A 26,950-nucleotide genomic window follows, 5' to 3' on the forward strand; every position below is an offset into this window, starting at 1 on the left:
TTGCGCGGTGGTCGCGCGAAGGCCTTTGCGCATGGCCCTGTGCGGCACGGGCCTGGCTTGCCGGCAAGGCGGTGTGCTGCGGTGCAAGCCGGATGCGCTGGCAAATCAGTGAGAATGATTCTTATTAAATCATGAAATGCCGGCCGTCAAACCGATGACCGTACGCCGTCTGGTGCAAAGGCCGCACCGGCGCAGATGCGTTTGCAGGGTGGCCGTCAGCGCCCTGCCATGTACGGCAACGCAGGCCTGCGCCCGGCCTGCCGTTGCCTGTCCGACCTGCTCAAAGACCCTTGAGCAGCCGGCCGTTGACCTCGGTGCCGTACAGCGAGAACGGCGTGTCGTGGAACTGCTTGCGCGTGTCGGCCACGTTGCCGGTGAAGCGCGGGTCCTGGGGACGCTCCATGCTGTTGATGTAGGTGGCCACGTCCCAGGCCTCCTGGTCATCCAGCGTGGGGTTGCCGTAGGGCATGTTGCCCTTGATGAAGCTGGCGGCCTTGTCCACCTCATGCGTGCCCGCGCCCCAGTTGTAGGACTGCTTGCCCCACAGCGGCGGGAACACGGTCACGCCGCCGGTTTCCTGGCCCTGGCCCTGCACGCCGTGGCACAGCGCGCACTTGGCCTCGTAGACCTTGGCGCCGCGCTCGAAGCTGGGCTCCTGCGCGGCCTTGCCCACCTTGGTGAAGCCCGCACCCGGCAGCTTCTCGCCCGTGGGCGCCTTCTGGGCCATCCAGTAGGCGTAGGCCTCCAGCGCCACGAGGATGTCGTGGCCGTCATCGGGGGCCTTGCCGTTCATGCTGTACATGAAGCAGCCGCGCACGCGCTCGGCGAAGGTGTCCACGTGGTTGGTCTTCTTGCGGTAGGCCGGGTACAGCGGGTAGGCACCCCACATGGGTGCGGCGCCCTTGAGCCGGCCTGCGTCCAGGTGGCAGTTCACGCAGTTGAGGGTGTTGCCCGAAAAGCCCACGGCGTTGGCCGGCGTGCGCAGGAAGATGGCCTCGCCGCGGCGGATCCACTCGCCCATGGGCGTGTCGGGAATGTCGCGGGCGCCGGGGGGTGTGAAGGCTTCGCCGTCGGCAGCCACTTTCACGGCCTGGGAGGTGACCTGGGCATTCGCGTTTGCATCGACCCTGGCTGCGGTGGCAGCCGCAGCGGGGACCGCGCCCACGCGGGCCGGCGCAGGTGGCATGTCTGGCTGGCTGATGTACATGCCATAGGCGAGCGCGCCCGCCAGGCCGGCGAACAGGCAGGCGACGACGACGTACTCGGCGGTATTGGAGTTTTTGGAGGCGCGGGTGGGTTGTGTGTCGGACATGTTCGGCTCCCGGTCCATCAGGGTTTGGCTGGCGCGGAGGCCGTGGCTGCGGTGCTGGTGCTGGAGCTGGTGCCATGCAGGCGGGCGTAGTAGGCCGCCACGGCCTGGATGTCCGCGGGCGTGAGCTTTTGCGCGACCTTGCCCATGAGGCCCAGCGGGCCAGCCTCGCGCTGGCCCTTGTTCCAGGCGGCGACCTGGCTTTGCATGTAGTCGGCCGTCAGGTGGCCGATGGCCGGGAAATCGGCGCCCACGCCCACGCCGCCCGGGCCGTGGCATTGGGCACAGGCGGGAATGCCGTCCGCCCAGCGGCCGCGCTCGACCAGCCAGGCGCCGTCATCGTCCTTGCCCTTGGGCAGGGGGCCGCGCACGGGCTGGATGGGCAGCGGCAGGCTGGCGTAATAGGCCGAGACGTCGGCACGGTCCTGGGCCGACAGGGCCTTGGCCATGGGCGCCATCACGGGGGCCTGGCGGCTGCCGTCGGCCAGGTGCTGGAGCTGGCGCGCCAGATAGCCGGCGTGCTGGCCGGCCAGGGCGGGAAAGCCCGCCATGCCCTCGCCCTTGGCGCCGTGGCAGGTGGCACATGCCGCCGCACCCTGGGGCGTGCCCGACTGGGCGATTTTCTGGCCGGCTGCTGCACTGCCTTGCACCGCAGCTGTGGGCGCTGCTGCGGGCGCTGGTGCCTTGGGCGCGGCGTCTTGCGCCCAGGCGCTGCCCATCAGCATGCAGATGCCGATGGCGATGCACGACCGGGACAGGGTCTGTTTGTTCATGCGGATCATCGTGGGAAGAGGCATTTGCCCTGCCATGCGTCCGCGCCACGCACCGAGGAGCGCGCGGCTGCGGCGGACAGGATCGAATAGGGATACCGGCCGCCGCCCCGCAAGGCGCAATGCCCGCAGGGCTGGCCAGCCAGGCCCGCACGATACGGAAACGAGATTAAGCCGGCGTTAATGGGCCGGCGTTAATGGGCCGGCGTTAATGGGCCGGCGTTAACGGGCCGGGGGCCGGGGCCTGCGGGCCCGGGCCGTCCGCCAGCGGCAGGTACAGGCGCGCGACCAGGCCGCTGGCCTGGCCTTCCTCGGGCCGCCACAGGCTGCGCGGCTGCAGCAGCAGGCAGCCGCCTGCGCATTCGGCGATGCGCTGCACGATGGGCAGTCCCAGGCCGCTGCCATGCTCCTGGGGACGCTTGCGCCAAAAGCGCCGCGTGGCCTCTTCGCATTCCTCGGCGCTGAGCCCCGGGCCGTGGTCGGCCACGGTGAACTCCACATAGCCTGTGCCCGGCTGCTGTGTCTTGCCCGGCATGGCGCCAATGGGGCGCACGGCCAGTTCCACGGCATGCTGCGGCGCATGGCGCAGGGCGTTTTCCAGCAGATTGCGCAGGGCCGAGACCAGCAGGGGCTCGGAGATGGCCAGAGGCCAGTCCTGCACGGGCTGGCCGTTGTCCAGCCATGTGCGCAGCGCGGGCGCTGGGGCCTGGGCGCTCACGGCATTCACAGCCAGTTGCCAGGCCTTGTCCAGCGCCTGCAGCGCATCGGCAGGCGCATCGCCGCAGGCCAGCACGGAGGTAGCGCCAGGTTCATGCTGCTCCAGCCGCGCCAGCAGCAGCAATTGCTCCAGCGTGTGCTGCAGGTGCTCCACGCCCTCGCCCGCCTGGGCCAGCGAATCGCGGGCCATGGAGCCGGGCGGCGCGGCCAGAAGGCCGGCAGGCATGCCGGGCGCCGCCAGCGCCATCTGCGCCACCTGCACATGGGTCTTGATGGCGGTGAGCGGCGTGCGCAACTCATGGGCGGCGTCGTCGCTCCAGCGGCGCTCGCGGTCGATGGCGGCGCGCACGCGGTGCAGCAGCTGGTTGAGCGTGCCCACCAGCGGCGCCAGCTCGCGCGTCTGCAGGCCCTGGGCCACGGGCGAGTCGTCGCCGGGCGGGCGGCGCGCCAGTTCGCGCCGCAGGGCCTCCAGCGGCCTGAGGCCCTGGGTCACGGCCCACCACATCAGCCCCATGCTGGCCAGCAGCGCCAGCACGAAGGGCAGGACGATGGTGTAGGCAAAGCCGTGGATCAGGCCCTCGCGCACATCGATGCGGTCGGCCGTGGCGATGCGCACGCCGTGGTCCTCCAGCACATAGGTGCGCCAGGGCTTGCCGCCCTTGATGATGGTCGAGAAGCCCAGCGGCATGCTCTGCGGGAACACGGGACTGCCCTCGGTCTTGGCCAGCACCTGCGGCAGGGCCGATTCGGGCCGCACGGGCTGGACCTCGCCGCGCACCAGGCTGACCTCGCAGGCCACGCCGTCGCGCGCGATCACGTTGAGCATGGGGCTCCAGTCCTGCGGCAGCTCCCGGGCAGGCCGGAACTGGTGGACGATGCCTGCCACCATGCGCGCCGAGGCGATCAGCCGGTCATCCAGCACGGTGCGCAGCTCGTTGCGCATGTCCGAGAACATCCAGGCCGCCACCCCGCCCCACAGCGTGCACAGCGCCAGGCACAGACATGCCAGCAGGCGCACGCGCAGGCTGCGCATCATGGGTGCAGGCCCAGGCGATAGCCCTCGCCGCGCACCGTCTCCACCAGTTCATGGCCCAGCTTGCGGCGCAGGTGGTGCACATGCACGTTGACGGCATTGCTCTCCACGTCCTGGCTGTAGCCGTAGAGGCTGTCGCGCAGTTGCTCGGTGCTCAGGATGCGGCCCGGCGACTGCAGCAGCGCGCGCAGCAGCGACCACTCGCGGCGCGACAGCTCCACCGTGCGGCCCTGGCGCTGGATGTGGCCGGCAGCGGGGTTGATGCGCACCTCGCCCAGCTCGATCCAGTCCACGCTGCGGCCGGCCGCGCGGCGCAGCAGCGCATGCAGGCGCGCCGCCAGTTCGTGCAGGTCAAAGGGCTTGACCAGGTAATCGTCGGCGCCGGTCTGCAGGCCTTCGATGCGCTGTGACACGGCATCGCGCGCCGTCAGCACCAGCACGGGCACCTGCAGGCCCTGGCCGCGCCAGCGCGCCAGCAGCGAGAGACCATCCTCGTCCGGCAGGCCCAGGTCCAGCACACAGGCATCGAAATGCGAGGAACGGATGGCCGCATCCGCCTGCCCGGCCGAGGCCACGGTATCCACGCCAAAGCCCTGCAGCTGCAGGCCGGCTCGCACGCCGCTGGCCACCAGCGCGTTGTCTTCCACCAAGAGAACATGCATGTTGTTGTCCGCAGGGCCTGGCGCCAGGCCCCGCCGTCTGTATCCAAGTCGGGAACGAAAAGCGACTGAGCATCGCAGATTTGTAGCGAGGTGTGCGCCAGCATGCCGAATCTCGCAGGCACGCGTACAAGAATGCGGCCAGGCGTTGGCGCGACGTTCGGGCCGCCAGCTCGCTTTGCAGCCATGTGCCCATGGGACTTTCAGGGACTGAGAGCAAAACGCAATTCTTGGGTTCTTCAGAAAATAATTGGCTATTCAAAAATCTGAAAAAACGCAGGACCAGTCCTATGGCAACTAAGAAAAATCCTGGAAGATTTCAGAATCCTCCCGGCGATTTACTGCAGTAGATCTTGCAATCACCAATGCACAATTCAACCCTTGCCTCCCAAGGGGCTGCATAGCTCTCGCCCCCATATCCCGCTGAATGGAAAGAAATGCAATGAATGAACTTCAAATAGGGCTTGCCGTCGTGGGCGCCCTGATCCTCTTCGCCATCATGCTCACTTTCAAATACAAGATGGTGCGACCCTGCATGCCATCGGAAAACAGGTTGGCTTTCAAAATTTCCATCTTCATTGTGATTTTTTCCAGCGTATTTGCAGCACTCTGGAATAAGTTCTGACCCTCGATCCATGAGATGGATTTTCTTGCGATTGCAGAAAATCCTTTTCCTGCGAGCGCATGAGGTGGCGCTGCCGCCCGGCAAGCCAGGTGAGGCCGTGAGGCCATGAGGCCGTTAACCCCCCGTTAATTCCCCGCTGCCAGCATCCACGACCTGTCAGCCTGCATGGCTGAAACTCCTTGCCCATGCATCTCCGGTCATCCCCTCTTCTTTCGTCCTTCCTGCCCTTGCTTGCCGGCCTGCTGCTGGCGCCTTCGCCTGGTCTTGCCGGACCGGCAGAGCCTGGCGGGCCGTCAGCGCTATCGGCGCTGGGCGCCTGGCTGCACCTGCCTGCCAGCCTGGCGCTGGGCCCGCTGGTCCTGCCGATGGGCGTGGTGGTGGCCATGCTGGCCTGGCTGCTGGCGCAGTGGCTGGCGCGCAGGAATGAAAGGCGCACGGGCCAGGCCGTGGATGCGCTGCTGTGGCAAAGCACCCTGGCCGGCCTGCTGGCGGCGCGCCTGGCCTATGTCGCGCAGTGGTGGACCGAGGTCGCGCCGGCCCCCTGGGATTGGAGCGGGATGCCGGCCTTCGCAGGCCGTGTCGTCGATATCCGCGACGGGGGATGGAACCTCTGGGCCGGCCTGCTGGCCGCGCTGCTGTACATGCTGTGGCGCAGCCGCCGCTCCCCGGTGCTGCGCCGCGCCACAGGGCTGGCGCTGGGCGCGGGGGCTGCCCTGCTGGTGCCGGGCAGCCTGCTGCAGGCGCTGCCCTCCGCAGATGCACCGGCCCTGCCGGCCTTCACCCTGGTCAACGGGCAGGCGCAGCCGGTCTCGCTGCAGCAGCTGCAGCAGGCCGATGGCAAGCCCATGGTGATCAACCTCTGGGCCACCTGGTGCCCGCCTTGCAGACGCGAGATGCCGGTGCTGGCCCAGGCCCAGCAGCAGCGGCCCGATGTGCGCTTCATCTGGATCAACCAGGGCGAGTCAGCCGAGGCCGTGACGGGCTACCTGCGGCGCGAGCAGGCAGCAGCCCCGCTGCCGCTGGCCCAGGTGCTGTTCGACCCGCAGCAGCAGGCCGGCCGGCACTGGCGCCAGCGGGGCCTGCCTTCCACCTATTTCTATGGCGCCGACGGCCGGCTGTGCGGCATGCGCATGGGCGAGCTGTCGCGCGCCAGCCTGGCCCAGCATCTGAAGGAATGTTCATGAGCGCTTCCCCCCTGTTCCCCCTGCCTGCACTGGCAGGAGCCCTGGCCCTGTCGGCAGCCTTGGCCCTGCCGGCTGCGGCGTCCGAGCTGCCATCGGAGGATTTCCTGGCCCAGCAGGGACTGACCCTGGTGGGACCGCTGCCGGCCGTGGGCGGACTCAAGGCCTGGGCCGCCTACCGCGACCGCCAGCCCGTGCCCATCTACCGCATGCCCGACGGCAAGCACTGGGTGCTGGGCACGGTGATCGACGCCCAGGGCCGCGACGTGAACGCCCAGGCCCTGCAGGCCGCCGTGCAAAAGCCCATGGGCGAGCAGCTGTGGGGCGATGTGCAGCGCGCCCAGTCCATACCGGATGGCCGCGCCGACGCGCCGCGCACGGTCTATGTGTTCACCGACCCCAACTGCCCCTATTGCAACCAGCTGTGGAACGATGCCCGACCCTGGGTGGAGAGCGGCCAGGTGCAGTTGCGCCACATTCTGGTGGGCATCCTCAAGCCCAGCAGCGAGGGCAAGGCCGCCGCCTTGCTGACCACGCGCCAGCCCGAGCAGGCCCTGGCCGAGCACGCACGCGCCTATGCCAAGGCCGGCCGCGCCAGCGCAGAGGGCGCGGGCGCCACGCCGCTGGCCCCGGTGCCGCAGGCCACGCGGCAGGTGTTGGCCAACCATGCCTCGCTGATGTCCACCTGGGGCCTGCGTGCCACGCCGGCCCTGGTCTGGAAGGATGACAAGGGGCTGGTGCAGGTGCGCACCGGCCTGCCGCCGGGCCTGCTGGAAGAGGTCATGGGGCCGCGTGGCAGGAAATGACGAGGACGACCATGAGCACAAGCCGTTCTCCCGCCGCTTCCACCGCCTCCAGCGACTGGAGCGACCTGTTCCCCGCCCGGCCGGATGCGTCGCCGCTGCGCATCGTGCTGCATGCGCCCACACCCGGCGCCCTGGCCCGTGCACGCAGCAATCTGGCCAATCTGCGCCAGGACCGGCCCGGTGCCGAAGTCCGCATCGTCATCAACGGCCCGGCCGTCGAGGCGCTGCTGGACGCTGCGCCGGGCACGCCGCAGCATCTGGATGCGGCCGCCCTGGCCCATGCGCTGGTCTGCCCGAACACGCTCAGGAAGCTGGGCCGCGAGGCGCCTGCCGGCATGCGCGTGCTGCCGCAGGGCGGGATCGAGTCACTGGCCCTGCTGCAGCAGTCGGCCTGGTGCTACGTGCGCTGCTGAGCGGCCTGCGCCAGCGAGGCCAGGCAGCGCGCCTGCCATTGGTACTCGGGCTCGAACGATTCCCGGTCCGTGACGGCGCCGTGGCCGCCCTCGCCATAGACCATGGCGTAGGCCGCATAGTCGGCCGCCTGCAGCGCCCGGCCCGCCAGCCCATGGGCCGTGGCATAGGTGGCGGACACGGCGGCATGGCCGCAGCCGTCGAGGGAGCGTGATCCCTGGTGGTGGTTGGCCAGGCTGGCCGCCTCGCGGGCCAGGCGGTCCAGTTCCTGCCTGTCGATCTGGCCGTCCAGGTAGCGGCGAAGGCCTTGTGCGCAGCGGATGACGTCCGGGTCTTCCAGCAGGTGCGCGATGCGGTCCACGCAGGCCTGCGTGAATTGCAGCCTCAGGTGCTCGCCGGCTTCGGCGGCAAGGTCCAGTTCCGAAGCAAGGCTGTTCAGGGCATGGTTCATGGAGAACTCCTTGGCAGTGGCGACACAAGCAGCGTAGACCGGGGCCGCGCACGGAAACAAGAGGGTGATTTCCGATACGCGCCCCGCATTCCCGAGGAATGCAGTCACCCTGTTAACCCCGTCTTAATCCCTGCGCCACACGCTATGGACTGCCTTGGGCGCCTGTCCATGGCAGGCAGTCGGTGGCGCTTTGCAAGCCCATTGCTTGACTCACATCAAGCCGCCAAGGCCCTGAATTTCATATATTAAATTCAATATAAAAAGCATATTTTTAATGCTTTATTGGGTTTGAGCGACCACCCTCCGTGGCCGCAGGACGATGAAAGACAGGCCATGCCAAAAACATCCCGCGCCGGCAGCGGCTGCAACGACTGCAGCTGCAAGCCCTCCTCCCAGGACATCCCCGCCCGCACCGCCGCCCATGCGCAGCCCGCCGCCGGCAAGCGCGGCTTCCTGCAGGACCTGCTGGCTGCCGCCATGGCGGCCGTGGCCCTGCCCGTGGCGGCGGCCGCGCCCGGCACCCCGGGTTTCCAGCCGCCGCGCCGTCCCGGCGAGGCCGGCAGGCGCTACGGCATGCTGGTGGACCTGCGCCGCTGCATAGGCTGCCAGGCCTGCACGGTGAGCTGCTCCATGGAGAACCTGCCGCCGCTGGGCCAGTTCCGCACCACGGTGCTGCAGTACGAGGTGCAGCACGCGGGCAACGAGGACCTGCCGCCGGCCATGCTCAACCTGCCGCGCCTGTGCAACCACTGCGACAACCCGCCCTGCGTGCCGGTCTGCCCGGTGCAGGCCACCTTCCAGCGCAGCGACGGCATCGTGCTGGTGGACAACGAGCGCTGCGTGGGCTGCGGCTACTGCGTGCAGGCCTGCCCCTATGACGCACGCTTCATCAACCACGAGACGCAGACCGCCGACAAGTGCACCTTCTGCGAGCACCGCCTGGAAGCCGGACTGCTGCCGGCCTGCGTGGAAAGCTGCGTGGGCGGCGCCCGCGTGATCGGCGACCTCAACGACGAGGGCAGCGAGATCCGCCAGCGCATGCGCGAGCACGCCAAGGACCTCAAGGTGCTCAAGCCCGCCATGGGCACGGACCCGCATGTGTACTACCTGGGATTGCCCGACGCCTTCGTTGACGGCGTGGACGGGCAGGCCAGCGTGCGGCTGGTCACTTCCCACTGAACGCAAGGAGCACCCCATGCACATCGTCGAACTCCTGACCCCCGCCTACGAATCGGCCTGGCTGCCCTGGGCCGTGCAGTACTTCTTCCTGGCCGGCATTGCCACGGGCGCCGCCCTGCTGGCCGCCGCCTGCGCCTGGGCGCCGCGCGGCAGCGCCATGGCGCGCCTGCTGCCGGCCGCCGTGCTGGTGCTGGCCGTCAGCGCCATCGCCGCGCCCGTGTCGCTGCTGGCCGACCTGCACCAGCCTGCGCGCTTCTGGCATTTCTATGCGCACTTCACGCCGTGGTCGTGGATGTCGGTGGGCGCCCTGCTGCTGCCCGTCTTCGTGGGACTGGCGCTGGCCTTCGTGCTGGCCTGGTGGCTGGGCCGGCCGCAGTGGCTGCGCTGGCTGGCGCCGCTGCTGGCCGTGTCGGCGCTGACCATCACCGCCTATACCGGCGCCGAGCTGATGGCCGTGCGCTCGCGCCCGCTGTGGAACACGCTGTGGGTGCCGCTGAACCTGGCACTCACGGGCTGGCTGGCCACGGTGGGTTGCATGCTGGTGACGGCGCGCTTTCTGCCCGCCCGCCACCGCCCCGATGCCGGCGCCCTGCAGGCCCTGCGCATGCTGGGCCTGGCGCTGGCGCTGTGCCTGCTGGCCATGGTGGCGGTCTGGGCCGTTGCCGGCTGGCTGGGCCAGGGCCGCTCCTTCCAGGCGGCGCTGCAGCTGTGGCAGCAGTTTCCGGTCTGGCGCCTGAGCATGCTGGGCTCGGCCGTGGCCGGTGCCGCCTTGCTGTGGGCCCTGGTGCGGGGTGGGCAGCGCATGGCCTGCCCGCGCTACACGCTGGCCCTGGGGCTGGGCCTGGCCGCAGCGGCCTGGGCCTTCCGCTGGGCGCTGTTCATGGGCGTGCAAGGCGTGCCCAAGTACGGCGCGGGCCTGTACATCTACCACATGCCGCTGGGCGGCGACGGCCTGCTGGGCATGCTGGGCGTGGCCGGCCTGTGCATTGCACTGGTGACGCTGGCCACCTGGGCGCTGGAGCTGTTTCCCGCGCGCTCGGCCGCGGCCCGCGCCCTCTGACACCGCCGCCCTGACGCCCCCTCACCCATTCACGGAGCGCGGCCCGCCACCGGCCGGCCGCGCCACAGAAAGCCTTTCATGACCGACAAGAAGAAACTCCCCCAAGCTCCCGAAGATTCCCTGGATGCCGAGGCCGCCCGCCGCCGCCTGCTGCTGCGCGGCGGACTCACCGCCGGTGGGCTGGCCGCCTTCGCGGCCGGCTACGGGGAAACACTGGCGCGCGGTGCCAAGGGCCTGGTCGCAGGCACCTCGGGCACGCCCACGGCCAGCGCCACGCGCGGCAATTCGCTGACGCCCGAGTTCCGCATCGACCCGGCCACGGGCGCGCTCGCCACCCAGCCCGGCCAGGTGGTCAGCCCCTCCAGCTGCCTGGGCTGCTGGACGCAGTGCGGCGTGCGCGTGCGTGTCGATACCGCCAGCAACCGCATCCTGCGCGTGGCAGGCAACCCCTACCACCCGCTGGCCACCACGCGCCCTGCCGCCATGGAAGAACCCGTGCGCGAGGTCTACGCCAAACTGGGCAAGGAGCTGGGCCTGGAGGGCCGGGCCACGTCCTGCGCGCGCGGCTCGTCCATGCTGGAGCACCAAAGTGCGCCGCACCGCGTGCTCACCCCGCTCAAGCGCGTGGGCCCGCGCGGCAGCGGTCGCTGGCAGAGCATTTCCTTCGAGCAGCTGGTGCAGGAAGTCTGCGATGGCGGCGATCTGTTCGGCGAAGGCCAGGTCGAGGGCCTGCGCGCCATCTGGGACACCAAGACGCCGCTGGACGCCGACAACCCCGAGTTCGGTCCGCGCTCCAACCAGTTGCTGGTGACCGACGCCTCCAACGAAGGCCGCGCCCAGCTGCTGCGCCGCTTTGCAGGGCCGTCCTTCGGCACCGTGAACGTCAGCAACCACGGCGCCTACTGCGGCCAGAGCTTTCGCGTGGGCGCGGCAGCGGCCCTGGGCGACCTGCCCGGCATGCCGCACGGCAAGCCCGACTGGAGCCATGCCAGCTTCGGCCTGTTCATCGGCGCGGCACCCGCGCAGTCCGGCAACCCCTTCCAGCGCCAGGGCCGCGAACTGGCCGAGGCCCGCTCGCGCGAGGACAACCGTTTCCGCTACGTGGTGGTCTCGCCCGTGCTGCCGACCTCGTCCAGCCTGGCTGCCGGCAGCGGCAACCGCTGGCTGGCCGTCAAGCCGGCCAGCGACCTGGCTCTGGCCATGGCGCTGATCCGCGTCATCCTGGACGAGGCACGCCATGACACGGGCTTTCTCGCCCAGCCCGGCCCGGCCGCCATGCAGGCGGCGGGCGAGGCGTCCTGGAGCAATGCCACGCACCTGCTGGTCAACGAGCCCGGCCACCCGCGCCATGGCAGCTTTCTGCGTGGCGCCGACCTGGGCTGGGCCCTGCCCGCGCCAGCCGAAGACGGCAAGCCGTCCCAGGATGTGTTCGTGGTGCAGCGTGCCGATGGCAGCCTGGCGCCGCACACCCAGGCCGAGCCTGCACAGCTGATGGTGCGCACCCGCGTGGCGGTGCCCGGCCTGAAGGCCGAAGGCGCGGACCAGGCCCCCGAGCTGTCGGTCTGCTCCTCGCTGGCCAAGCTGCATGAGCAGGCCAGCCTCAAGACACTGGACGAGTACGCGGCGCTGTGCGGCGTGGCGCGCGGCGAGATCGAGGCGCTGGCGCGCGAGTTCACCAGCCATGGCAAGCGCGCCGTAGCCGATGCGCATGGCGGCACCATGAGCGGCGCGGGCTTCTACACCGCCTACGCCATCAGCATGCTCAACACCCTGGTGGGCAACCTCAACGTGCAGGGCGGCCTGGTGCTGGATGCCGGCCCGTTCGGCCCCTTCGGCCCGGGCCCGCGCTACGACTTCGCCAACTTCGACGGCAAGGTCAAGCCGCGCGGCCTGGCGCTGTCACGCCACCGCCAGCCCTACGAGAAAAGCGCGGAATTCCAGCGCAAGCGCGAGGGCCAGCCCGAGGGCGCGAAGGACTACCCCGCCGCCCAGGCCCCGTGGTACCCGGCCGTGGGCGGCCTGTCCAGCGAGATGCTGGCCAGCGCGCTGGCCGGCTACCCCTACCGCGCCAAGGCCTGGATCAACCACATGAGCAACCCCGTCTACGGCATTGCGGGCTTTCGCAACGCGCTGGTGGACGATCTCAAGGACCCGAAGAAGCTGCCCCTGATCGTCTCCATCGACCCCTTCATCAACGAGACCAGCGCGCTGGCCGATTTCATCGTGCCCGATACCGTGACCTACGAGAGCTGGGGCATCTCGGCGCCCTGGGCCGACGTGGTGGCCAAAAGCTCCACCGTGCGCTGGCCCGTGGTGCAGCCCGCCGTGGCGCGCACGGCCGGCGGCCAGCCCGTGAACGTGGAGAGCTTCCTCTTCGCCGTGGCAGAACGGCTGGGCCTGCCCGGCTTTGGCGAGGCCGCCATCAAAGACGCCCAGGGCCAGCCCCATGCGCTGCGCTCGGCCGAGGACTTCTTCATCCATGCACTGGCCAACGTGGCCTGGGCAGGCGGCAAGCCCGTGCCGGCGGCCAGCGATGACGACATCGCCATCACCGGCGTGGACAGGCTGGTGCCCGCGCTGCGCCAGCGCCTGAAGGACGATGAATGGCGCCAGGTGGCCATGCTGCTGACGCGCGGCGGGCGCTTCGACCGCATCGAGGACGCCTGGAAGGACGGCCACACCCGCAAGGCCCACGCGCCTGCCCTGCAGGTCTGGAGCGAGGAGCTGGCCCGCATGCGCCACGCCATGACGGGCGAGCGCTACAGCGGCTGCCCCACCTGGTATCCGGCGCGGCTGGCCGACGGCAGCGCCATGCGCACGCATTTCGGCGAGCAGCAATGGCCGCTGCTGCTGACCTCGTACAAGTCCAACCTGATGAGTTCCATGTCGATTGCCGTCTCGCGGCTGCGCCAGGTGCATCCGCACAACCCGGTGTCCCTGCACCGCGATGACGCCGAGCGGCTGGGCATCGCCAACGGCGACACGGTGCGCATCCGCACGCCGGGCGGCGCGGTGACGGCCGTGGCCATGGTGCGCGACGGCGTGATGCCGGGCACCGTGGCCATCGAGCACGGCTACGGCCACCGCGAGCTGGGCGCGGGCCGCCACAGCATCGACGGCCAGCCCATGCCGGTGAACGCCGAGCATGCCAATGGCGTGAACCTCAACGACCTGGGCTTTGCCGATCCCACGCGGCCCGGCTGCAAAAACGTGTGGGTGGACTGGGTGTCCGGCGCCACGGTGCGCCAGGGCCTGCCTGCGCGCATCGAGAAGGTCTGATCAGCGGGCGGGGCTGGCGACAGGTGCAGTGACGGTTGCAGCGACTGGTGTGGTGGCGGCCTGCCAGCCGCCGCCCAGCGCCTGGTACAGCGCAATGGCGTTTTCCAGCTGGCTCTGGCGCAGGCGTATCACCTCCTGCTGCGCCTGGAAGAGATTGCGCTGGGCGTCCAGCTCTTCCAGGTAGCTGGCGTAGCCGGCCTCGTAGCGGTCCTTGGCAAAGCCCAGGGAGCGCTGCAGCACCGCCTCGCGCTCGCTGGCGTGCTGCCACTGCGACTGCAGGCGCTGGGTGCCCACCAGGGCGTTTTCCACATCGGCCAGGGCCTTGATCACCACGCCACGGTAGGCATAGGCGGCCTGGTCGCGCTGGGCGGCGGCGGCGTCGAACTGCCCTTGCAGCCGGCCGCCCGTGAACAGCGGCGCCAGCACGCTGCCGCCCAGGGCCCAGACCGTAGCCGGGTGGTATTGCAGGGCGTTGACCAGCAGGCTGCCGGCGCTGGCCGTCAGCGAGACCTGGGGCAGGAAGGCGGTGCGCTGCACGGCCAGGCTTTCGTCGGCGGCCGCCAGCTGCAGTTGGGCCCGTGCAATGTCGGGGCGGCGCTGCAGCAAGGCCGAAGGCAGGCCGGCGGCCGGTGCAGGCGGCGGTGCGCCCAGCGCAGCGGACTGGCTGTCGGTTGTTGCCATGAGCGCGGCTGCCTGCTCGTCACCCTCGCCGCCGGCCAGCAGCAGGAGCGCCGTGCGCTGGCGCGCCAGCGACAGCTCCAGCTGCTCCACGGCCTGCTGCACGGATTGCAGCTCGGCCTGCGCCTGGGTGAGCTGTAGCTGCGAGGTGTAGCCGACGCGCGCCTGCTCATCGGCCAGGCGCAGGGCCTGTTCGCGCGAGCGGGCCGTGGCCTGGGCCACTTGCAGCTGCGATTGCAGCGAGCGCAGGCCCACATAGGCCTGGGCCGTGGTGGCGGCCACGGCCAGGGCCACGGCGTCGCGGTCGGCCTCGCTGGCCTGCAGGCGCAGGGCGGCGGCCTTTTCCAGGTGGGCGATGCGGCCCCACAGATCAGGCTCCCAGCTGGCCTGCAGGCCGGGCTGAACCGAGCGCGTGTGCGCCAGGCCCCGCGCGCCCAGGCTGCGGCCCGTGGAGGCGCCGGCCGTGGCCGAGAGCTGGGGCAGGCCCGCAGCGCCTGCCACATCCAGGTTGGCCCGCGCCTCATCCACGCGCGACAGGGCCAGCAGCACATCGTTGTTGCGGGACTGGGCCAGCTCCACCCAGCGCGTGAGCAGCGGATCGCCAAAGGCCTGCCACCACGATGCCTGGACGGCGGCGGCCGGCTCCTGCCCTGCCCCGCTCCACTGGGCGGGCATGGCGGGCCGGGCCGCTTCGGGCGCGGTGCTCAGCGGCGGCACGCTGCAGCCGGCCAGCGCGGCGGCGCAGGCGATGGCCATGGCCAGTGCGCGGGCGGTCATGGGCGGGCCTCCGGTTGGGGTGCGGGCTGCTGTGCGGGCTGCTGTGCGGGTTGGGGCTCAGGCTGCGCCGTATCCAGCCGCACCACCACCGACATGCCCGCGCGCAGCCGCGCGGCCAGCTCCTGGTCGGGATCGATTGCAATCTTGACCGGCAGGCGCTGCACGACCTTGGTGAAGTTGCCCGTGGCGTTGTCGGCCTTGAGCACACTGAATTCCGAACCCGTGGCCGGCGCGATCTCCAGCACGCGGCCCGTGAGGTGGGCGCCGCCCAGCGCATCGACGCTGAAGCGCACAGCTTGTCCTATGCGCACCTGGGCGGTCTGGGTTTCCTTGAAGTTGGCCACCACCCACAGCGTATGCGGCACCACGTACATGAGCTGGGAGCCGGCCGTGACGTACTGGCCCCGGCGCACGCCGACTTCGCTGACCTGGCCATCGCCGGGCGCGTGCACCACGGTGTTGTCCAGGTTGATCTGGGCCTGGCGCAGCTGGGCCTCGGCCATCTGGACCTGGGCTTCGAGCGAGGCGCGGTTCACCGTCGTGGCCTTGATCTTCTGGGCGTTGATCTCGATGTCGGCCTGGGCCTTGGCCACGTTGGTGGCCGCCAGGCGCGCGGTGGCACGCACCTTGTCACGCTCGTTGAGCGAGACGGAGCCGCGCTCGGACAGCGCCTGCACGCGCTGCAGCTCGGCCGCGGCGCGGTCGGATTCGGCCTGCGCCGCCGCCAGGCCGGCGCGGCTGGCGCCCAGCGTGGCGCGGTTCTGGGCCTGGGTCTGGTCGGCATTGGCCAGCTGTGCGCGGGCATTGGCCAGTTGGGCCTGGGCCTGTGCCTGGGCGGCTTCGTAGGTGCGGGCGTCGATGCGCACCAGGGGCTGGCCGGCCTTGACGTTCTCGTAGTCCTGCACCAGCACCTCGGTCACATAGCCGCTGACCTGGGGCGCAAGCACGGTGACGGCACCGCGCACATAGGCGTTGTCGGTGCTGACCACGGTGCCCGCGAAGGGGAACAGGTTCCAGGCACGCAGCACCAGCAGCACGCCGGCCAGTGCGACCACCAGCATCACCAGCACGCTGCGCAGCGAGGGCTTGATGAGCTTGGGCGAAGGCGAAGGCGATGGCGCCGCAGCGGGAGCCGGCGCAGGCGAGGCAGAGGCGGCCGTGCCGCCATTGGAATTTTCGGAGTCACTCATGTTGTTGTCTTTTCTCTGGGCGAACGGTTTCAGGCGCGGGCGACGGGTTGGGTGGGCGGCTGGCCCGGCGCGTCCTGCGGCGCGGCGGCATCGGTGCCGCGCATGGCCGAGGCATCGGCAGCGGCGGCGCGCATGCGCTCCACGAAGGCGCGCTGGCGTGCGCGGCCGGCCAGGGCCAGCATCCACAGCAGGTAGAGCACGGCCACGCCGGCCGTGAGGGCGAACACGTCGTTGTAGGCGCGCACATTGGCCTCGCGGCGTGCGGCCTGCGCCAGCTGGGCCGTGCCCTGGGCCGCACGCAGAGCCGGGTCGGCAATGACGCGGGCCAGGCTTTGCTGCTGCAGGCGCAGGCGGTCGGCCACGATGGGGTCGGTGGGGTCGACGTCGGCCACGATGGCGGCCGAATACACCTGCTCGCGGTGCATCTGGTAGGTGCTCAGCAGGGCCGAGCCCATGAGCGCGCCCATGGCCTGCGTCATGGAGATGGTGACGATGGCCGTCAGCATGTAGTGCGCGCCGAACTTCAGGCCCTGCACCACGCCGATCAGCATCAGCGGCCCCATGAACAGGCCCGCGCCCACGGCCATGAGGAACTGGCTGCCGAAGAAGTCCTCGGGCCGGGCCAGGCTGGTGCGGCTGTGGTCCAGCCAGGCCGCCAGCGCGAACAGCACGATGGAGCCCACGATCTGCTTGCCCATGTTCTCCAGCCCGAAGGTCAGCGCCGACACGGCAATGCCTGCGATGGTGCCCAGCAGGATGACGATGAACAGCGGCTGCATCTGGTCCACCGTCATGCCCAGCATGCGCTGCATGCCGATCACGCCATAGGTCTGCTCGGTGGTCAGAAAGCGCAGCAGCAGCGCACCGATCACGAAACGCACCGTGGGCGCCAGCACGAACCAGCGCGTCTGCAGCATGGGGTTGCGACGGTGGTGCTCGATGTACAGCGCCACGCTCAGCAGGACGATGGAGCCGATCAGCATCCAGGCCAGCCAGGGCGTGTCCAGCCACCAGTGGTTGTAGCCCTGCACCAGTACGGCGATCAGCAGGCCCACGCCGGGCACCATGAGGAAGAAGGTCAGGAAGTCCAGCCGCTCGAAGCTGCGGATGTGCACGCCCGGCGGCAGCTTGAGCACCACCACGCCCGCGAACGAGATCAGGGCCAGGCCGGCCTCGAACAGGTAGAGGTTGTGCCACTCGCTGTTGAACAGCAGGCCCGGCGAGAGGATCCAGGCCAGCGGCGTGGCGATCTGCCCCAGCCCCACGCCGATGACCAGCATCTTGAGCACATGCTTGCGCGGCGCGGCCTGCAGCATGTAGAGCGTGCCCAGCGTGCTGCAGGTGGCGCCCGCCAGGCCGCTGGCCGCGCGCAGCATGAGCAGGCTGGTGTAGCTGCCCAGCACCAGGTGCAGCAGCGTCAGCAGCGCATACAGGCCCAGGCCGATCTCGGCGAACAGCCGCATGCCGAACTGCTGGCGGAACTTGTAGACCAGCAAATTGGCCGTCATGTTGAGCATGACGTAGGCGCCGGTCAGCCAGGCGGCCTCGGAAGACGTCAGCCCCATCTGCCCCTGGATGGTGGGCAGGTTGGCCGTGAACAGTGCATTGCCCAGGCCACCCGTCAGCGCCACCAGCACGGCGATCAGGCCATAGGCGGCGCGCACGGCCGGCTGGTGCAGCGGCATGGACGGCGAGCCCGGCAGGCTGGGCTTTTCATGCTCTTCCCAGTCCGGCGGGGGCTTGAGGTAGACGACGGGGGGCGACGGGGGCAGCACGGGCCCCGGTGGAGTGGGTGTGGTGGCCATGTCAGGCCTTCAGGCCTTGCCAGACGATCTGCAGCGCCTTGCGCGCCAGGGTGCGCCGCTGCTGCGGCGTCTCGCCGCGCAGCGAGGCGCCCAGCATGCCGAAGACCAGGGACAGCTCGGCCTGCGTCAGCGGCTGGCGGCAATGGCCGCAGGCCACGGCCCGGTCCATGGCCGGCCGAAAGATCTGCCACATGGCAACGCGCGCCTGGGCGATGACCTCGTCGCCGCGCTCCACGGTGCGCCAGTAATCGGTGATGGGGGCCGAGACCGCAATGCGCTCGGCCAGGCGCGACAGCAGCTTGTAGAAGGCATCGTCGTCCTCGGCCATGGCCTCGGCCGCGAGGCGCATGTTGTCCAGCGAACGCTCCAGCAGCGCCAGCATCAGCGCACGCCGGTCAGGAAACTGCCGGTACAGCGTGGCGCGGCCGACCTCGGCGCGCTCGACCACCAGGTCCAGCGGCGCGGTCACGCCATGCTCGGAAAACACGGCATCGGCCGCGTCCAGCAACTGGGCGCGGCGGATATCGGCACTGGGTCTTTTGGAAGTCATGCGGACAATTATCGGACAAAGTTGTCCGTTAAATGTCCGCAACCGGCCTATCCCATGGCGTGGCCATGGGCAAAAAAGCCAGCGGTTTCCAGCAGCGGCAAGGCCTCTACAGGTCGGTCAGCGGCAGCAGCTGGCGGCGGCTGTCAAAGCGCCGCGACTGGCCGTCCAGAGGATCGGTGAAGGCCAGGCTGCGCGCCAGCAGCTGCAGCGGGCGCGAGTAGTCGCCCTCGGGCATGTCATGCACTTCGGGATAGAAGCCGTCGCCCCACAGCGGCAGTCCCAGGGCGGCCATGTGCACGCGCAGCTGGTGGCGCTTGCCGCTTTCGGGCTCCAGCCGGTAGCGCGCCCAGCGGCCGTGCTGCTCCAGCACCTGCATGTGGGTGCGGGTGTTGGGTGTGCCGGCCACCTCGTGCATGCGAAAGAAATGGCCGCTTTCTTCCATGCGGCTTTCATGCGTGCGCGGGAAAACCACGTCCTCGCGCCAGGGGGCCACGGCCTCGTAGGTCTTGTGGATGGCGCGGTCGCGGAACAGCGCCTGGTAGATGCCGCGCGTGGCGCGCTGCACCGAAAACACCACCAGCCCCGCCGTGTCGCGGTCGATGCGGTGGATGGGCGACAGCTCGGGCAGGTCGAACTCGCGCTTGAGCCTCACCAGCAGCGTCTGCTGCAGGTACTTGCCGGCCGGCACCACGGGCAGGAAATGCGGCTTGTCGGCCACCAGCAGATGCGCGTCGCGGTGGAGGACCTCGGCCTCGAAGGGAATGGGCGGCTCGGCCTGCAGCTCGCGGTAGTAGTAGTAGCGCAGGCCCGGCGCAAAGGCCGTGCCTGCATCGGCGGCGCGGCCATGCTCGTCCACCACCTCGCGCAGCGCCAGGCGCCGCAGCCAGTCTTCGCGCGCCACGGCCGGCAGGCGCTCGGCCAGAAAATCGATCAGCAACCCGCCGCCCTGGCTGGGCAGCACCACGCAGCTGGGGCTGACGCCGTCGCGTATGGGAAGAACCTTGGGGTCGTGGGCGTTGTGCATGGATTCCTGCCCTCAGCGCTTGTGCAGCGCTGCCCACTCATCGGGCGTCACGATCAGGCCGGGAAAGCTGTCACGCAGCGCCAGAAGGTCGCCGTCGCCGGTGATGAGCGCCTGGGCCCGGCCCACATGCGCCAGCACCAGGAACACCTGGTCCTTGTCGTCCCGGCACAGCGGCAATGCAGGCCAGGGCTGCGGCAGTGTGACGACATCGGCCCAGGGCAGGAAATCCTCCAGCAAGGCCTGTTGCTCGGCCGTTGACAGCTTGAACTTCGGGTAGGCGAGCACGCGCAGCAATTCGCTGGCCGTTTCCCTGCAGACCAGGGGCTTCAACTGCTGGTGCTGCCAGGCCCGGCGTATCCACGCAAGACGGCCCGACGTGAACAGCAATGCCGAGAGCACGACGTTGGTGTCCAGGACGACACGCATCATTTGCGCGCCCAGGAGGTCGCCTCCTGCACATCCTCTTCGGTGATGCCCATCTGCTGCAGCTTGTCGCGGACGGCCTGTGCGCGCTGGACACGCTGCACGTGCACGGGCGTGAGCACGATGCGGCCGTTTTCCACGGCCACCTCGAAATACTCTGCGGCCTCCACCTCGGACACCACGGCCTTGGGCAGGGTGATCTGGTTCTTCGACGTCAATTTGGCAAGCATGGCCGGCTCCTGCAAATGAGAGAAAACACGGAAATCTTACTTCCTTACCTCATTCCTCTGCGTCTCACCGGGCTTCTTCACCTGGCGAGGCTGGCCCGCTCAGTCCACTCACGCCGTTCAACCCGCTGTCCGCCGTCACCAGCACGCCCGCCGAAACGATGTAGTCGGCCGCGCTTTCGATGTCGCCGCGCAGCGCCTCCTTGGCGGCTGGCGCATCGCCGCGACGCAGGGCCTCGACCAGGCGCGCGTGGTGGCCGACCGCCACCTGTTCGCTCACGCGGCGCGAGCCCGAGCGCATGTCGTGGTTGAGGATGGGGCCTATGCGCAGCCACAGCGCCTCGATCATCTGCAGCAGCATGGGCATGCCGGCCGCGCTGTAGACGGCGAAGTGGAAATCCTTGTTGAAGGCGATGAGCCGCGCGCCGTCCGGCACGGCGCTGGCCATCTCGGCCGCAAAGCGGTCCTGCAGGGCGGCGATGCGTTCCAGCTCGGCGGCCGGCAGTTGCCGGGCCGCCTGCTCCGTGGCCAGGCCTTCGAGGTTGACGCGGATGCGCGTGATCTCGCGGAAGGCGCTTTCCGTCATCAAGGGCACGCGCAGCGCGCGGTTGGGCGTGAGTTCCAGCGCCTGCTCGGCCACCAGCCGGTGCACGGCCTCGCGCACGGGCATGACGCTGACGCCCAGCGCGCTGGCCGTGGTGCGCAGCGAGATCTGCTCGCCCGGAATCATCTGGCCCGTGATCAGCAATTCCCTGAGCTGTGCATAGACATCGCTGCTGAGGGTCTGCCGTTTGAGTGGGGTGACTAGTTCGTTGATGGCCATGGCGGCGATGGTAGCGCGGCGCCGCCGCTGTCATGCCGCATAGGGTATTCACCATATTTGATCTGTGATCACAGATACAAAATCCAAAACCAACCCGAATCCCTTTCACCTTTGTTTGAGTTCCCAAGGAGTCCCCGCATGTGGAAAAACGATCTTCTGGCCGGCCAGCGCGTCCTGGTGACGGCGGGCGCCGCCGGAATCGGCCTGGAAATCAGCCGCGCCTTTGCCGAGGCCGGCGCGCGCGTCATGGTCTGTGACGTGGCCCAGGCCAGCCTGGATGCGCTGGCTGCCGCCCTGCCCGGCGCCAGCGGCCGTCTTGCCGATGTGTCGGATGCCTTGCAGGTGCAGGCCCTGTTCAAGGCCGTGGACAACGAGTTGGGCGGCCTGGACATCCTCGTCAACAACGCCGGGGTGGCCGGCCCCACGGGCGCGGTGGAGACGCTGGACCTGGCCGACTGGCAGCGCACGCTGGATGTGAACATCACCGGCGCCTTCCTGTGCACGCGGCTGGCCGTGCCCCGGCTCCGGCAATCGGCACGCGAGGGCCGGCAGGCAGCCATCGTCAACCTGTCTTCGGCGGCAGGCCACCTGGGCATGCCGGGCCGCTCGGCCTATTCGGCGTCCAAGTGGGCGGTGATCGGCTTCACCAAGTCGCTGGCGCTGGAGCTGGGCGCCGACGGCATCCGGGTGAACGCCATCCTGCCGGGCGCCGTGGACGGCCCGCGCATCCGCGATGTGATTGCCGCCAAGGCGCAGGCGCGCGGCCTGCCGCTGGAGGACGTCACGCGCAGCTACACGCACCAGGCCGCGCTGGGCCGCATGGCCACGGCGCGCGACATTGCCAACATGGCCGTGTTTGCCGCCAGCCCGCTGGCCGGCCATGTCACGGGCCAGGAGCTGGCCGTCGATGGGCTGACACAGGCGCTGAGCTGAGCGCCCTCTCCTCCTCCCCTCCTCTCGTCTTTTCACCGTTTGCAAGGACCTTCCATGGCCACCCGCACCAAAGCCATCATCACCTGCGCGCCCACGGGCGCCATCCACACGCCCAGCATGTCGCCCCACCTGCCCGTGACGGCCGAGCAGATTGCCCGCGCCGCCATCGATGCCGCCGAGGCCGGCGCCGCCATCGTGCACCTGCATGCCCGTGATCCCCGCGACGGGCGCCCTTCGCAGGACCCGGATCTGTTCCGCCCCTTTCTCAAGGCGATCCGTGCCGAGAGCGATGCCATCGTCAACATCACCACGGGCGGCAGCCCGCACATGACGGTGCCAGAGCGCATGCGGCCCGTCACCGAGTTCCAGCCCGAGCTGGCCTCGCTGAACATGGGATCGATGAACTTCGGCCTGTTCCCCATGCTGGAGCGCTTCCCGAACCTGGAACACGCCTGGGAGCGCGAGCATCTGGAAAACAGCCGCAACCTGGTCTTCAAGAACACCTTTGCCGATATCGAAGGCATCCTGCGGCTGGGCCAGGCCCAGGGCACGCGCTTCGAGTTCGAGTGCTACGACATCAGCCACCTGCACAACCTGGCGCATTTCGTGGACCGCGGGCTGGTGCAGGGGCCCGTGTTCGTGCAGTCGGTGTTCGGCATCCTGGGCGGCATCGGCGGCCACCCGGAGGACCTGATGCACATGCGGCGCACGGCCGACCGCCTGCTGGGCAGCAACTACCAGTGGTCCATCCTGGGCGCCGGGCGCAACCAGCTGCCGCTGGCCACCATGGGCGCGGCCATGGGCTCGCATGTGCGCGTGGGGCTGGAAGACTCTCTGTGGATAGGCCCGGGGCAGCTGGCCACCTCCAGCGCCGAGCAGGTGCGCCGCATCCGCACCGTGCTCGAGGCCCTGAATGTCGACGTCGCCACGCCTGACGAGGCGCGCAGCATGCTGGGCCTCAAGGGTGCGGCCAACGTCGCCTTCTGAGCCCCCCTTTCCCACCATCCAGCACATAGCACCAGAGCCTGCAGCAGCAGGCCGGGCCGGCCCCTGGAAGTTCCGCCCCACGCCCCCCAAGCCTTGAAGGAGACAAGCACCATGTCCAGCCATTCCGTCCATGCGCCGCCGCCAGTTCCTGGCAATGCGGCCAGCAGTGCCAGCGCGGCGCTCAACGCCCGCATCTTCCGCAGGCTGATGCCGCTGCTGGTGCTGTCCTATGTGATCAGCTTCATTGACCGCACCAACATTGCGCTGGCCAAGTCGCACATCGAGGTGGACCTGGGCATCTCGGCGGCCGCCTACGGCCTGGGCGCGGGGCTGTTCTTCCTGAGCTACGCCCTGCTGGAAGTGCCCAGCAACCTCATCATGCACAGGGTGGGCGCGCGCTTTTGGATCACACGGATCATGGTGACCTGGGGCCTGCTGTCGGCCGGCATGGCCTTCATCACCGGAGAGACCTCGTTCTACGTGATGCGCGTGCTGCTGGGCGCGGCCGAGGCGGGGCTGTTCCCCGGCGTGATGCTCTACCTGACCTACTGGTTCGGCCGCGAGGAACGGGCCCGCGCCATCGGCTACTTCCTGCTGGGCGTGTGCATTGCCAACATCCTCAGCGGCCCCGTGGGCGGCGCGCTGCTGCAGATGGACGGCTTCCTGGGCTGGCACGGCTGGCAATGGATGTTCGTGATCGAGGGCCTGCCCGCCGTGGCCCTGGCCTGGGTGGTCTGGAAGAAGCTGCCAGACGGCCCGGCCAGCGCGCCCTGGCTGACGGCCGCCGAATCGCGCGAGGTACTGCATCGCCTGCAGGCCGAGCAGGACCAGCAGGCCAGCGCCGGCCAGGTGGGCCACTCGCTCAGGGACTGCCTTCGCGACCGCCAGATCTGGCTGGCCATCCTCGTCTACTTCTGCCACCAGATCAGCATCTACACGGTGATCTTCTTCCTGCCGGGCATCATCGGCACCTACGGCCAGCTCTCGCCGCTGCAGATCGGCACGCTCAACTCCGTGCCCTGGATCGCAGCGGCCATCGGTGCGGCCTGGCTGCCGCGCTTTGCCACCCACCCGCAGCGCTGCCGGCGCATGCTGCTGGCGGGCCTGGCCACCATGGCCGCCGGCCTGCTGGTGGCCGCGCTGGCGGGCAAGGCCTCTCCAGCCCTGGGACTGCTGGGTTTCAGCCTGACGGCGCTGATGTTCTTCGTGGTGCAGTCCGTGGTCTTCCTGTTTCCCGCCTCGAGGCTGGCGGGCGCGGGGCTGGCGGGCGGCATAGCCCTGGTCAATACCTGCGGCCTGGTGGGGGGCTTCATCGGCCCCACGGTGATGGGGATGATCGAACAGGCCACAGGCAGCACGCGCAACGGCCTGTTCATCATGGCGGGCCTGCTGGTGGTGGCCGCCCTGGCATCCACCCGGCTGCGCCAGGGCCAGGAGACGCCGTGATGACGGCCCCTTCCCCGCCGCAGGCCGCGCTGTAGGTCAATCTCCTGTATGCGGGCCTGCCGGCTGCCCGCCAGCGCGTCCCGGGCCTTGGCAAGCGTTTTCATGGCGATAGGATGGACCGAACCCCATTTAGCGGCCCCCTGCGCCATGACAGACACAGCGACCGACACAGCGAACCACAGCCCCGCCGCCACACCAGCACCCCACCGCCCAGCCCGCCGCCGCTGGCTGCGCGCCCTTTTGTGGACGGTTTCGGCCCTGGTGCTGCTGCTCGCCGCGGTTGTGGTCCTGATTGCCACCTTCGACTGGAACCGGGCCAAGCCCTGGGTCAACGAGCGCGTCAGCGAAAGTACCGGCCGCCACTTCGCCATTGAAGGCGACCTGCGCCTGCGCTGGACCTGGCCCCAGCCCCTGGACCAGGGCTGGCGCCATTGGGTCCCGGGCGTGACCATCGAGGCCGAGCAACTGGCCCTGGGCCAGCCCGAAGGCTGGCAGGTCGAGCAGGAACCGGCCAAGGGCAGCGACGAACTGCCAGCCCTGCCCGCGCCGCCCGACCAGTTGAACAAGGGCCGCCTGCCCGAGGAGAAAGCCAAGGAACAGCCCAAGGGAAAGGCGAAGGACAAGGACGAAGGCAAGGACAAGGACTCGCAGGCCAGCCCTTCCGCGCCCAAGATCGACAGCGACAGCATCGTCCTGGCCGACGAGAAAATGGCCCCACCCCCGCGCGACGCCGGCACCATGGCCACGGCCGCGCGCGCCACGGCCAGCCTGCGGCTGTGGCCGCTGCTGGGCCGGCATGTGCTGCTGGACCATCTGCAACTGGAAGGCCCTGACCTGGTCTTTGCCCGGCGCAAGGATGGCAGCAACAACTGGACCTTCAAGCGCCCCGAGTCCACAGGGCCGCGCTGGCGTTTTCAGGTAGCGCAATTGAGCCTGCGCGGCGGCCTGGTGGGCTGGAGCGATGGCGTGCGCCAGATGGCGGTGCGCGCACGCCTGGACAGCCTTGTGCAGCCGCCCAGTCCAGACTTTCCGTATGGCATGCGCGTCGGCCTGACCGGCCGCATCGCCAAGGCCACGGTCGAGGCACAGGGCCTCATCGGCCCCGTGCTGGACCTGCAAAGCGAACAGGCACGCTTTCCCGTGAAGCTGTGGGCCCATGCGGGCAGCCTGCGCGCCCGGGCCGAGGGCATTCTCGACAATCCCAGGGCGCTCAAGGGCATGGACCTGCAGGTGCGCCTGCGCGGCTCCAGCATGGCCGACCTGTTCCCGCTGACGGGTCTGCTGCTGCCGCGCACACCGCCTTTCGACACCAATGGCCATCTGGTCGGCAGCCTGGAGCCGGGGCGCGCCGTCTGGGACTACGAGGAATTCGATGGCCGCGTGGGCCAGAGCGATCTGCGCGGCACGCTGCACTACGCATCGGGCAAGCCGCGCCCCAAGCTCAGCGGCGATCTGGCCTCGCGCAAGCTGCGCCTGGCCGACCTGGGGCCGGTGGTGGGAGCACCGTCCACCAAGCAGGGACAGAAGACCCGGCAGGCGGCCAGCGGCAAGGCCCTGCCCACGCAGCGCTTTGACACCAGCAAGTGGAATGCCATGGACATGGATGTGCGCTTCAAGAGCGACCGCATCGAGCGCCCCCAGGCCCTGCCCATCGAGGACTTCAGCGTGCATGCCGTCATGGACAACGGCGTGCTGCGCCTGTCCCCGCTGCGCTTCGGCATGGCCAAGGGCCGGCTGGACATCGAGGCCGTGGTGGACAGCGGCGCCAAGCCGCCCAAGGCCAGCCTCCAGGGCAAGGTCCAGGGGCTGCAGCTGTCGGCCCTGTTCCCCGAGATCGAACTGATGAAGAAAAGCCTGGGCAGCATGGACGGCGCGCTGGGGCTGGAGGGCCGGGGCCAGTCCATTGCCGAATGGCTGGGCACCAGCTCGGGCGACATCCGCCTGTATGTGCGCGATGGCCGCTTCAGCAAGCAGCTCCTGGACCTGGCCGCGCTGAACCTGGGCAGCGTCATCGTCACCAAGCTGTTCGGCGCCGACAAGGAAGTGCAGCTCAACTGCGCCGTTGCCGACCTGACCGTGAAGCAGGGCATTGCGCGCACCCGCAACGTCAAGCTGGCCACGCCCGAGGCCATCATCGAGGCCACCGGACAGATCAGCCTGGCGCAGGAGACCATGGACCTGCGCATCGTGCCCGAGTCGCTGAAGTGGAAGTTCTTCTCGCTGCGCACGCCGCTGTACGTGCGCGGCAGTTTCGCCCAGCCCAAGGTGGGCGTGGAGCCCGGCCCGCTGCTGCTGCGCGCGGGCGCGGCCGTAGCCGCCGCCGTGGTGGCGCCAGCGGCCCTGGCGCTGGTGCCGCTCACGGTGCCGGCCGCCGAGGAAGATGCGCAATGCCAGCGCCTGCTGGCAGAAAGCAGCAAGAAGTAAACGCGTGGCCAGGATGCGCGGCAAGCGCCGCGCTGCATTGGCGCAAAAAGGCTAGCAAACCCGGTGGCAATGTGACGAAATAGCGCCGCAGCACACAGGCATCGAGACGCGGCGCCGGCAGGTCAAGGGCCTCGCCAATGCACTCGCAGACGATGCGCAGGCAGCGGGCGCCCTGGCGGCAGC

24 protein-coding genes are annotated in these 26,950 nt (G+C 69.5%); 11 read left to right on the top strand and 13 right to left on the bottom strand.

What is annotated here, in order from left to right:
* Positions 1 to 280: 280 nt before the first annotated feature.
* From DACI_RS21360 to DACI_RS21375, 4 genes are all read right to left on the bottom strand, one after another.
* Positions 281 to 1,312: a c-type cytochrome gene (locus tag DACI_RS21360; RefSeq protein WP_012206039.1), complete on the bottom strand. Its 1,032-nt coding sequence runs from the start codon at positions 1,310 to 1,312 to the stop codon at positions 281 to 283.
* Between the two features lie 17 nt (positions 1,313 to 1,329).
* Positions 1,330 to 2,091 carry a c-type cytochrome gene (locus DACI_RS21365; RefSeq protein WP_043782235.1) on the bottom strand — a complete coding sequence of 254 codons (762 nt, stop codon included), beginning with the start codon at positions 2,089 to 2,091 and terminating at the stop codon, positions 1,330 to 1,332.
* 196 nt (positions 2,092 to 2,287) lie between these two features.
* On the bottom strand, positions 2,288 to 3,832 hold the full coding sequence (locus DACI_RS21370) for an ATP-binding protein (protein WP_012206041.1): 1,545 nt from the start codon (positions 3,830 to 3,832) through the stop codon (positions 2,288 to 2,290).
* Entirely contained in the window at positions 3,829 to 4,491 is a 663-nt protein-coding gene (locus DACI_RS21375; protein WP_012206042.1) for a response regulator, read from the bottom strand. The genes DACI_RS21370 and DACI_RS21375 overlap by 4 nt, the downstream gene beginning before the upstream one ends.
* Positions 4,492 to 4,930: 439 nt before the next feature.
* Here DACI_RS21375 and DACI_RS21380 point away from each other — a divergent pair, with 439 nt between their 5' ends.
* The 4 genes from DACI_RS21380 (at position 4,931) to DACI_RS21395 (ending at position 7,513) form a co-directional block, all read left to right on the top strand.
* Positions 4,931 to 5,113 carry a hypothetical protein gene (locus tag DACI_RS21380; RefSeq protein WP_043782236.1) on the top strand — a complete coding sequence of 61 codons (183 nt, stop codon included), beginning with the start codon at positions 4,931 to 4,933 and terminating at the stop codon, positions 5,111 to 5,113.
* A gap of 185 nt (positions 5,114 to 5,298) precedes the next feature.
* The gene (locus DACI_RS21385) at positions 5,299 to 6,297 is read left to right on the top strand and encodes a TlpA family protein disulfide reductase (RefSeq protein WP_012206043.1); all 999 of its coding nucleotides are present in this window, start codon (positions 5,299 to 5,301) and stop codon (positions 6,295 to 6,297) included.
* Positions 6,294 to 7,100 carry a thiol:disulfide interchange protein DsbG gene (gene dsbG / locus DACI_RS21390; RefSeq protein WP_012206044.1) on the top strand — a complete coding sequence of 269 codons (807 nt, stop codon included), beginning with the start codon at positions 6,294 to 6,296 and terminating at the stop codon, positions 7,098 to 7,100. Before DACI_RS21385 ends, dsbG begins: the two co-directional genes overlap by 4 nt.
* Positions 7,101 to 7,111: 11 nt before the next feature.
* On the top strand, positions 7,112 to 7,513 hold the full coding sequence (locus DACI_RS21395; protein WP_012206045.1) for a DsrE family protein: 402 nt from the start codon (positions 7,112 to 7,114) through the stop codon (positions 7,511 to 7,513).
* Here DACI_RS21395 and DACI_RS21400 read toward each other — a convergent pair.
* Complete coding sequence (locus DACI_RS21400) at positions 7,498 to 7,962, bottom strand: hypothetical protein (RefSeq protein ID WP_012206046.1); 465 nt, start codon at positions 7,960 to 7,962, stop codon at positions 7,498 to 7,500. The genes DACI_RS21395 and DACI_RS21400 overlap by 16 nt on opposite strands.
* A gap of 333 nt (positions 7,963 to 8,295) precedes the next feature.
* On the opposite strand from DACI_RS21400, the gene dsrO reads away from it, so the two are divergent.
* The 3 genes from dsrO (at position 8,296) to DACI_RS21415 (ending at position 13,480) form a co-directional block, all read left to right on the top strand.
* The gene (gene dsrO, locus DACI_RS21405; protein WP_012206047.1) at positions 8,296 to 9,141 is read left to right on the top strand and encodes a sulfate reduction electron transfer complex DsrMKJOP subunit DsrO; all 846 of its coding nucleotides are present in this window, start codon (positions 8,296 to 8,298) and stop codon (positions 9,139 to 9,141) included.
* Between the two features lie 16 nt (positions 9,142 to 9,157).
* Complete coding sequence (nrfD, locus tag DACI_RS21410) at positions 9,158 to 10,201, top strand: NrfD/PsrC family molybdoenzyme membrane anchor subunit (RefSeq protein ID WP_012206048.1); 1,044 nt, start codon at positions 9,158 to 9,160, stop codon at positions 10,199 to 10,201.
* Positions 10,202 to 10,279: 78 nt separating this feature from the next.
* The gene (locus DACI_RS21415; RefSeq protein ID WP_012206049.1) at positions 10,280 to 13,480 is read left to right on the top strand and encodes a tetrathionate reductase subunit A; all 3,201 of its coding nucleotides are present in this window, start codon (positions 10,280 to 10,282) and stop codon (positions 13,478 to 13,480) included.
* Here DACI_RS21415 and DACI_RS21420 read toward each other — a convergent pair whose 3' ends face one another.
* The 8 genes from DACI_RS21420 to DACI_RS21455 form a co-directional block, all read right to left on the bottom strand.
* Positions 13,481 to 14,935 carry an efflux transporter outer membrane subunit gene (locus tag DACI_RS21420; protein ID WP_012206050.1) on the bottom strand — a complete coding sequence of 485 codons (1,455 nt, stop codon included), beginning with the start codon at positions 14,933 to 14,935 and terminating at the stop codon, positions 13,481 to 13,483.
* Positions 14,932 to 16,125: an HlyD family secretion protein gene (locus DACI_RS21425; protein WP_012206051.1), complete on the bottom strand. Its 1,194-nt coding sequence runs from the start codon at positions 16,123 to 16,125 to the stop codon at positions 14,932 to 14,934. The genes DACI_RS21420 and DACI_RS21425 overlap by 4 nt, the downstream gene beginning before the upstream one ends.
* A gap of 29 nt (positions 16,126 to 16,154) precedes the next feature.
* Positions 16,155 to 17,930, bottom strand: a complete 1,776-nt coding sequence (locus DACI_RS21430) for an MFS transporter (protein WP_012206052.1) — start codon at positions 17,928 to 17,930, stop codon at positions 16,155 to 16,157.
* Position 17,931: 1 nt separating this feature from the next.
* Complete coding sequence (locus tag DACI_RS21435; protein WP_013802028.1) at positions 17,932 to 18,480, bottom strand: TetR/AcrR family transcriptional regulator; 549 nt, start codon at positions 18,478 to 18,480, stop codon at positions 17,932 to 17,934.
* 106 nt (positions 18,481 to 18,586) lie between these two features.
* Entirely contained in the window at positions 18,587 to 19,504 is a 918-nt protein-coding gene (locus DACI_RS21440) for a pseudouridine synthase (protein WP_012206054.1), read from the bottom strand.
* A gap of 12 nt (positions 19,505 to 19,516) precedes the next feature.
* Entirely contained in the window at positions 19,517 to 19,933 is a 417-nt protein-coding gene (locus tag DACI_RS21445; protein ID WP_012206055.1) for a putative toxin-antitoxin system toxin component, PIN family, read from the bottom strand.
* Positions 19,930 to 20,157, bottom strand: a complete 228-nt coding sequence (locus tag DACI_RS21450) for an AbrB/MazE/SpoVT family DNA-binding domain-containing protein (protein WP_012206056.1) — start codon at positions 20,155 to 20,157, stop codon at positions 19,930 to 19,932. Before DACI_RS21450 ends, DACI_RS21445 begins: the two co-directional genes overlap by 4 nt.
* A 64-nt stretch (positions 20,158 to 20,221) precedes the next feature.
* The gene (locus tag DACI_RS21455; RefSeq protein ID WP_012206057.1) at positions 20,222 to 20,977 is read right to left on the bottom strand and encodes a GntR family transcriptional regulator; all 756 of its coding nucleotides are present in this window, start codon (positions 20,975 to 20,977) and stop codon (positions 20,222 to 20,224) included.
* 138 nt (positions 20,978 to 21,115) lie between these two features.
* Between DACI_RS21455 and DACI_RS21460 the strand changes: the two genes are divergently transcribed.
* The 4 genes from DACI_RS21460 (at position 21,116) to DACI_RS21475 (ending at position 26,767) form a co-directional block, all read left to right on the top strand.
* Positions 21,116 to 21,910 carry an SDR family oxidoreductase gene (locus DACI_RS21460; protein WP_012206058.1) on the top strand — a complete coding sequence of 265 codons (795 nt, stop codon included), beginning with the start codon at positions 21,116 to 21,118 and terminating at the stop codon, positions 21,908 to 21,910.
* A 54-nt stretch (positions 21,911 to 21,964) separates the two neighbouring features.
* On the top strand, positions 21,965 to 22,897 hold the full coding sequence (locus DACI_RS21465) for a BKACE family enzyme (protein WP_012206059.1): 933 nt from the start codon (positions 21,965 to 21,967) through the stop codon (positions 22,895 to 22,897).
* A 111-nt stretch (positions 22,898 to 23,008) separates the two neighbouring features.
* The gene (locus DACI_RS21470; RefSeq protein WP_012206060.1) at positions 23,009 to 24,343 is read left to right on the top strand and encodes an MFS transporter; all 1,335 of its coding nucleotides are present in this window, start codon (positions 23,009 to 23,011) and stop codon (positions 24,341 to 24,343) included.
* 147 nt (positions 24,344 to 24,490) lie between these two features.
* On the top strand, positions 24,491 to 26,767 hold the full coding sequence (locus DACI_RS21475; protein ID WP_043782238.1) for an AsmA family protein: 2,277 nt from the start codon (positions 24,491 to 24,493) through the stop codon (positions 26,765 to 26,767).
* Positions 26,768 to 26,950: the final 183 nt, after the last annotated feature.

It is taken from the genome of Delftia acidovorans SPH-1, assembly GCF_000018665.1.
GTDB classification, from domain to species: domain Bacteria; phylum Pseudomonadota; class Gammaproteobacteria; order Burkholderiales; family Burkholderiaceae_C; genus Comamonas; species Comamonas acidovorans.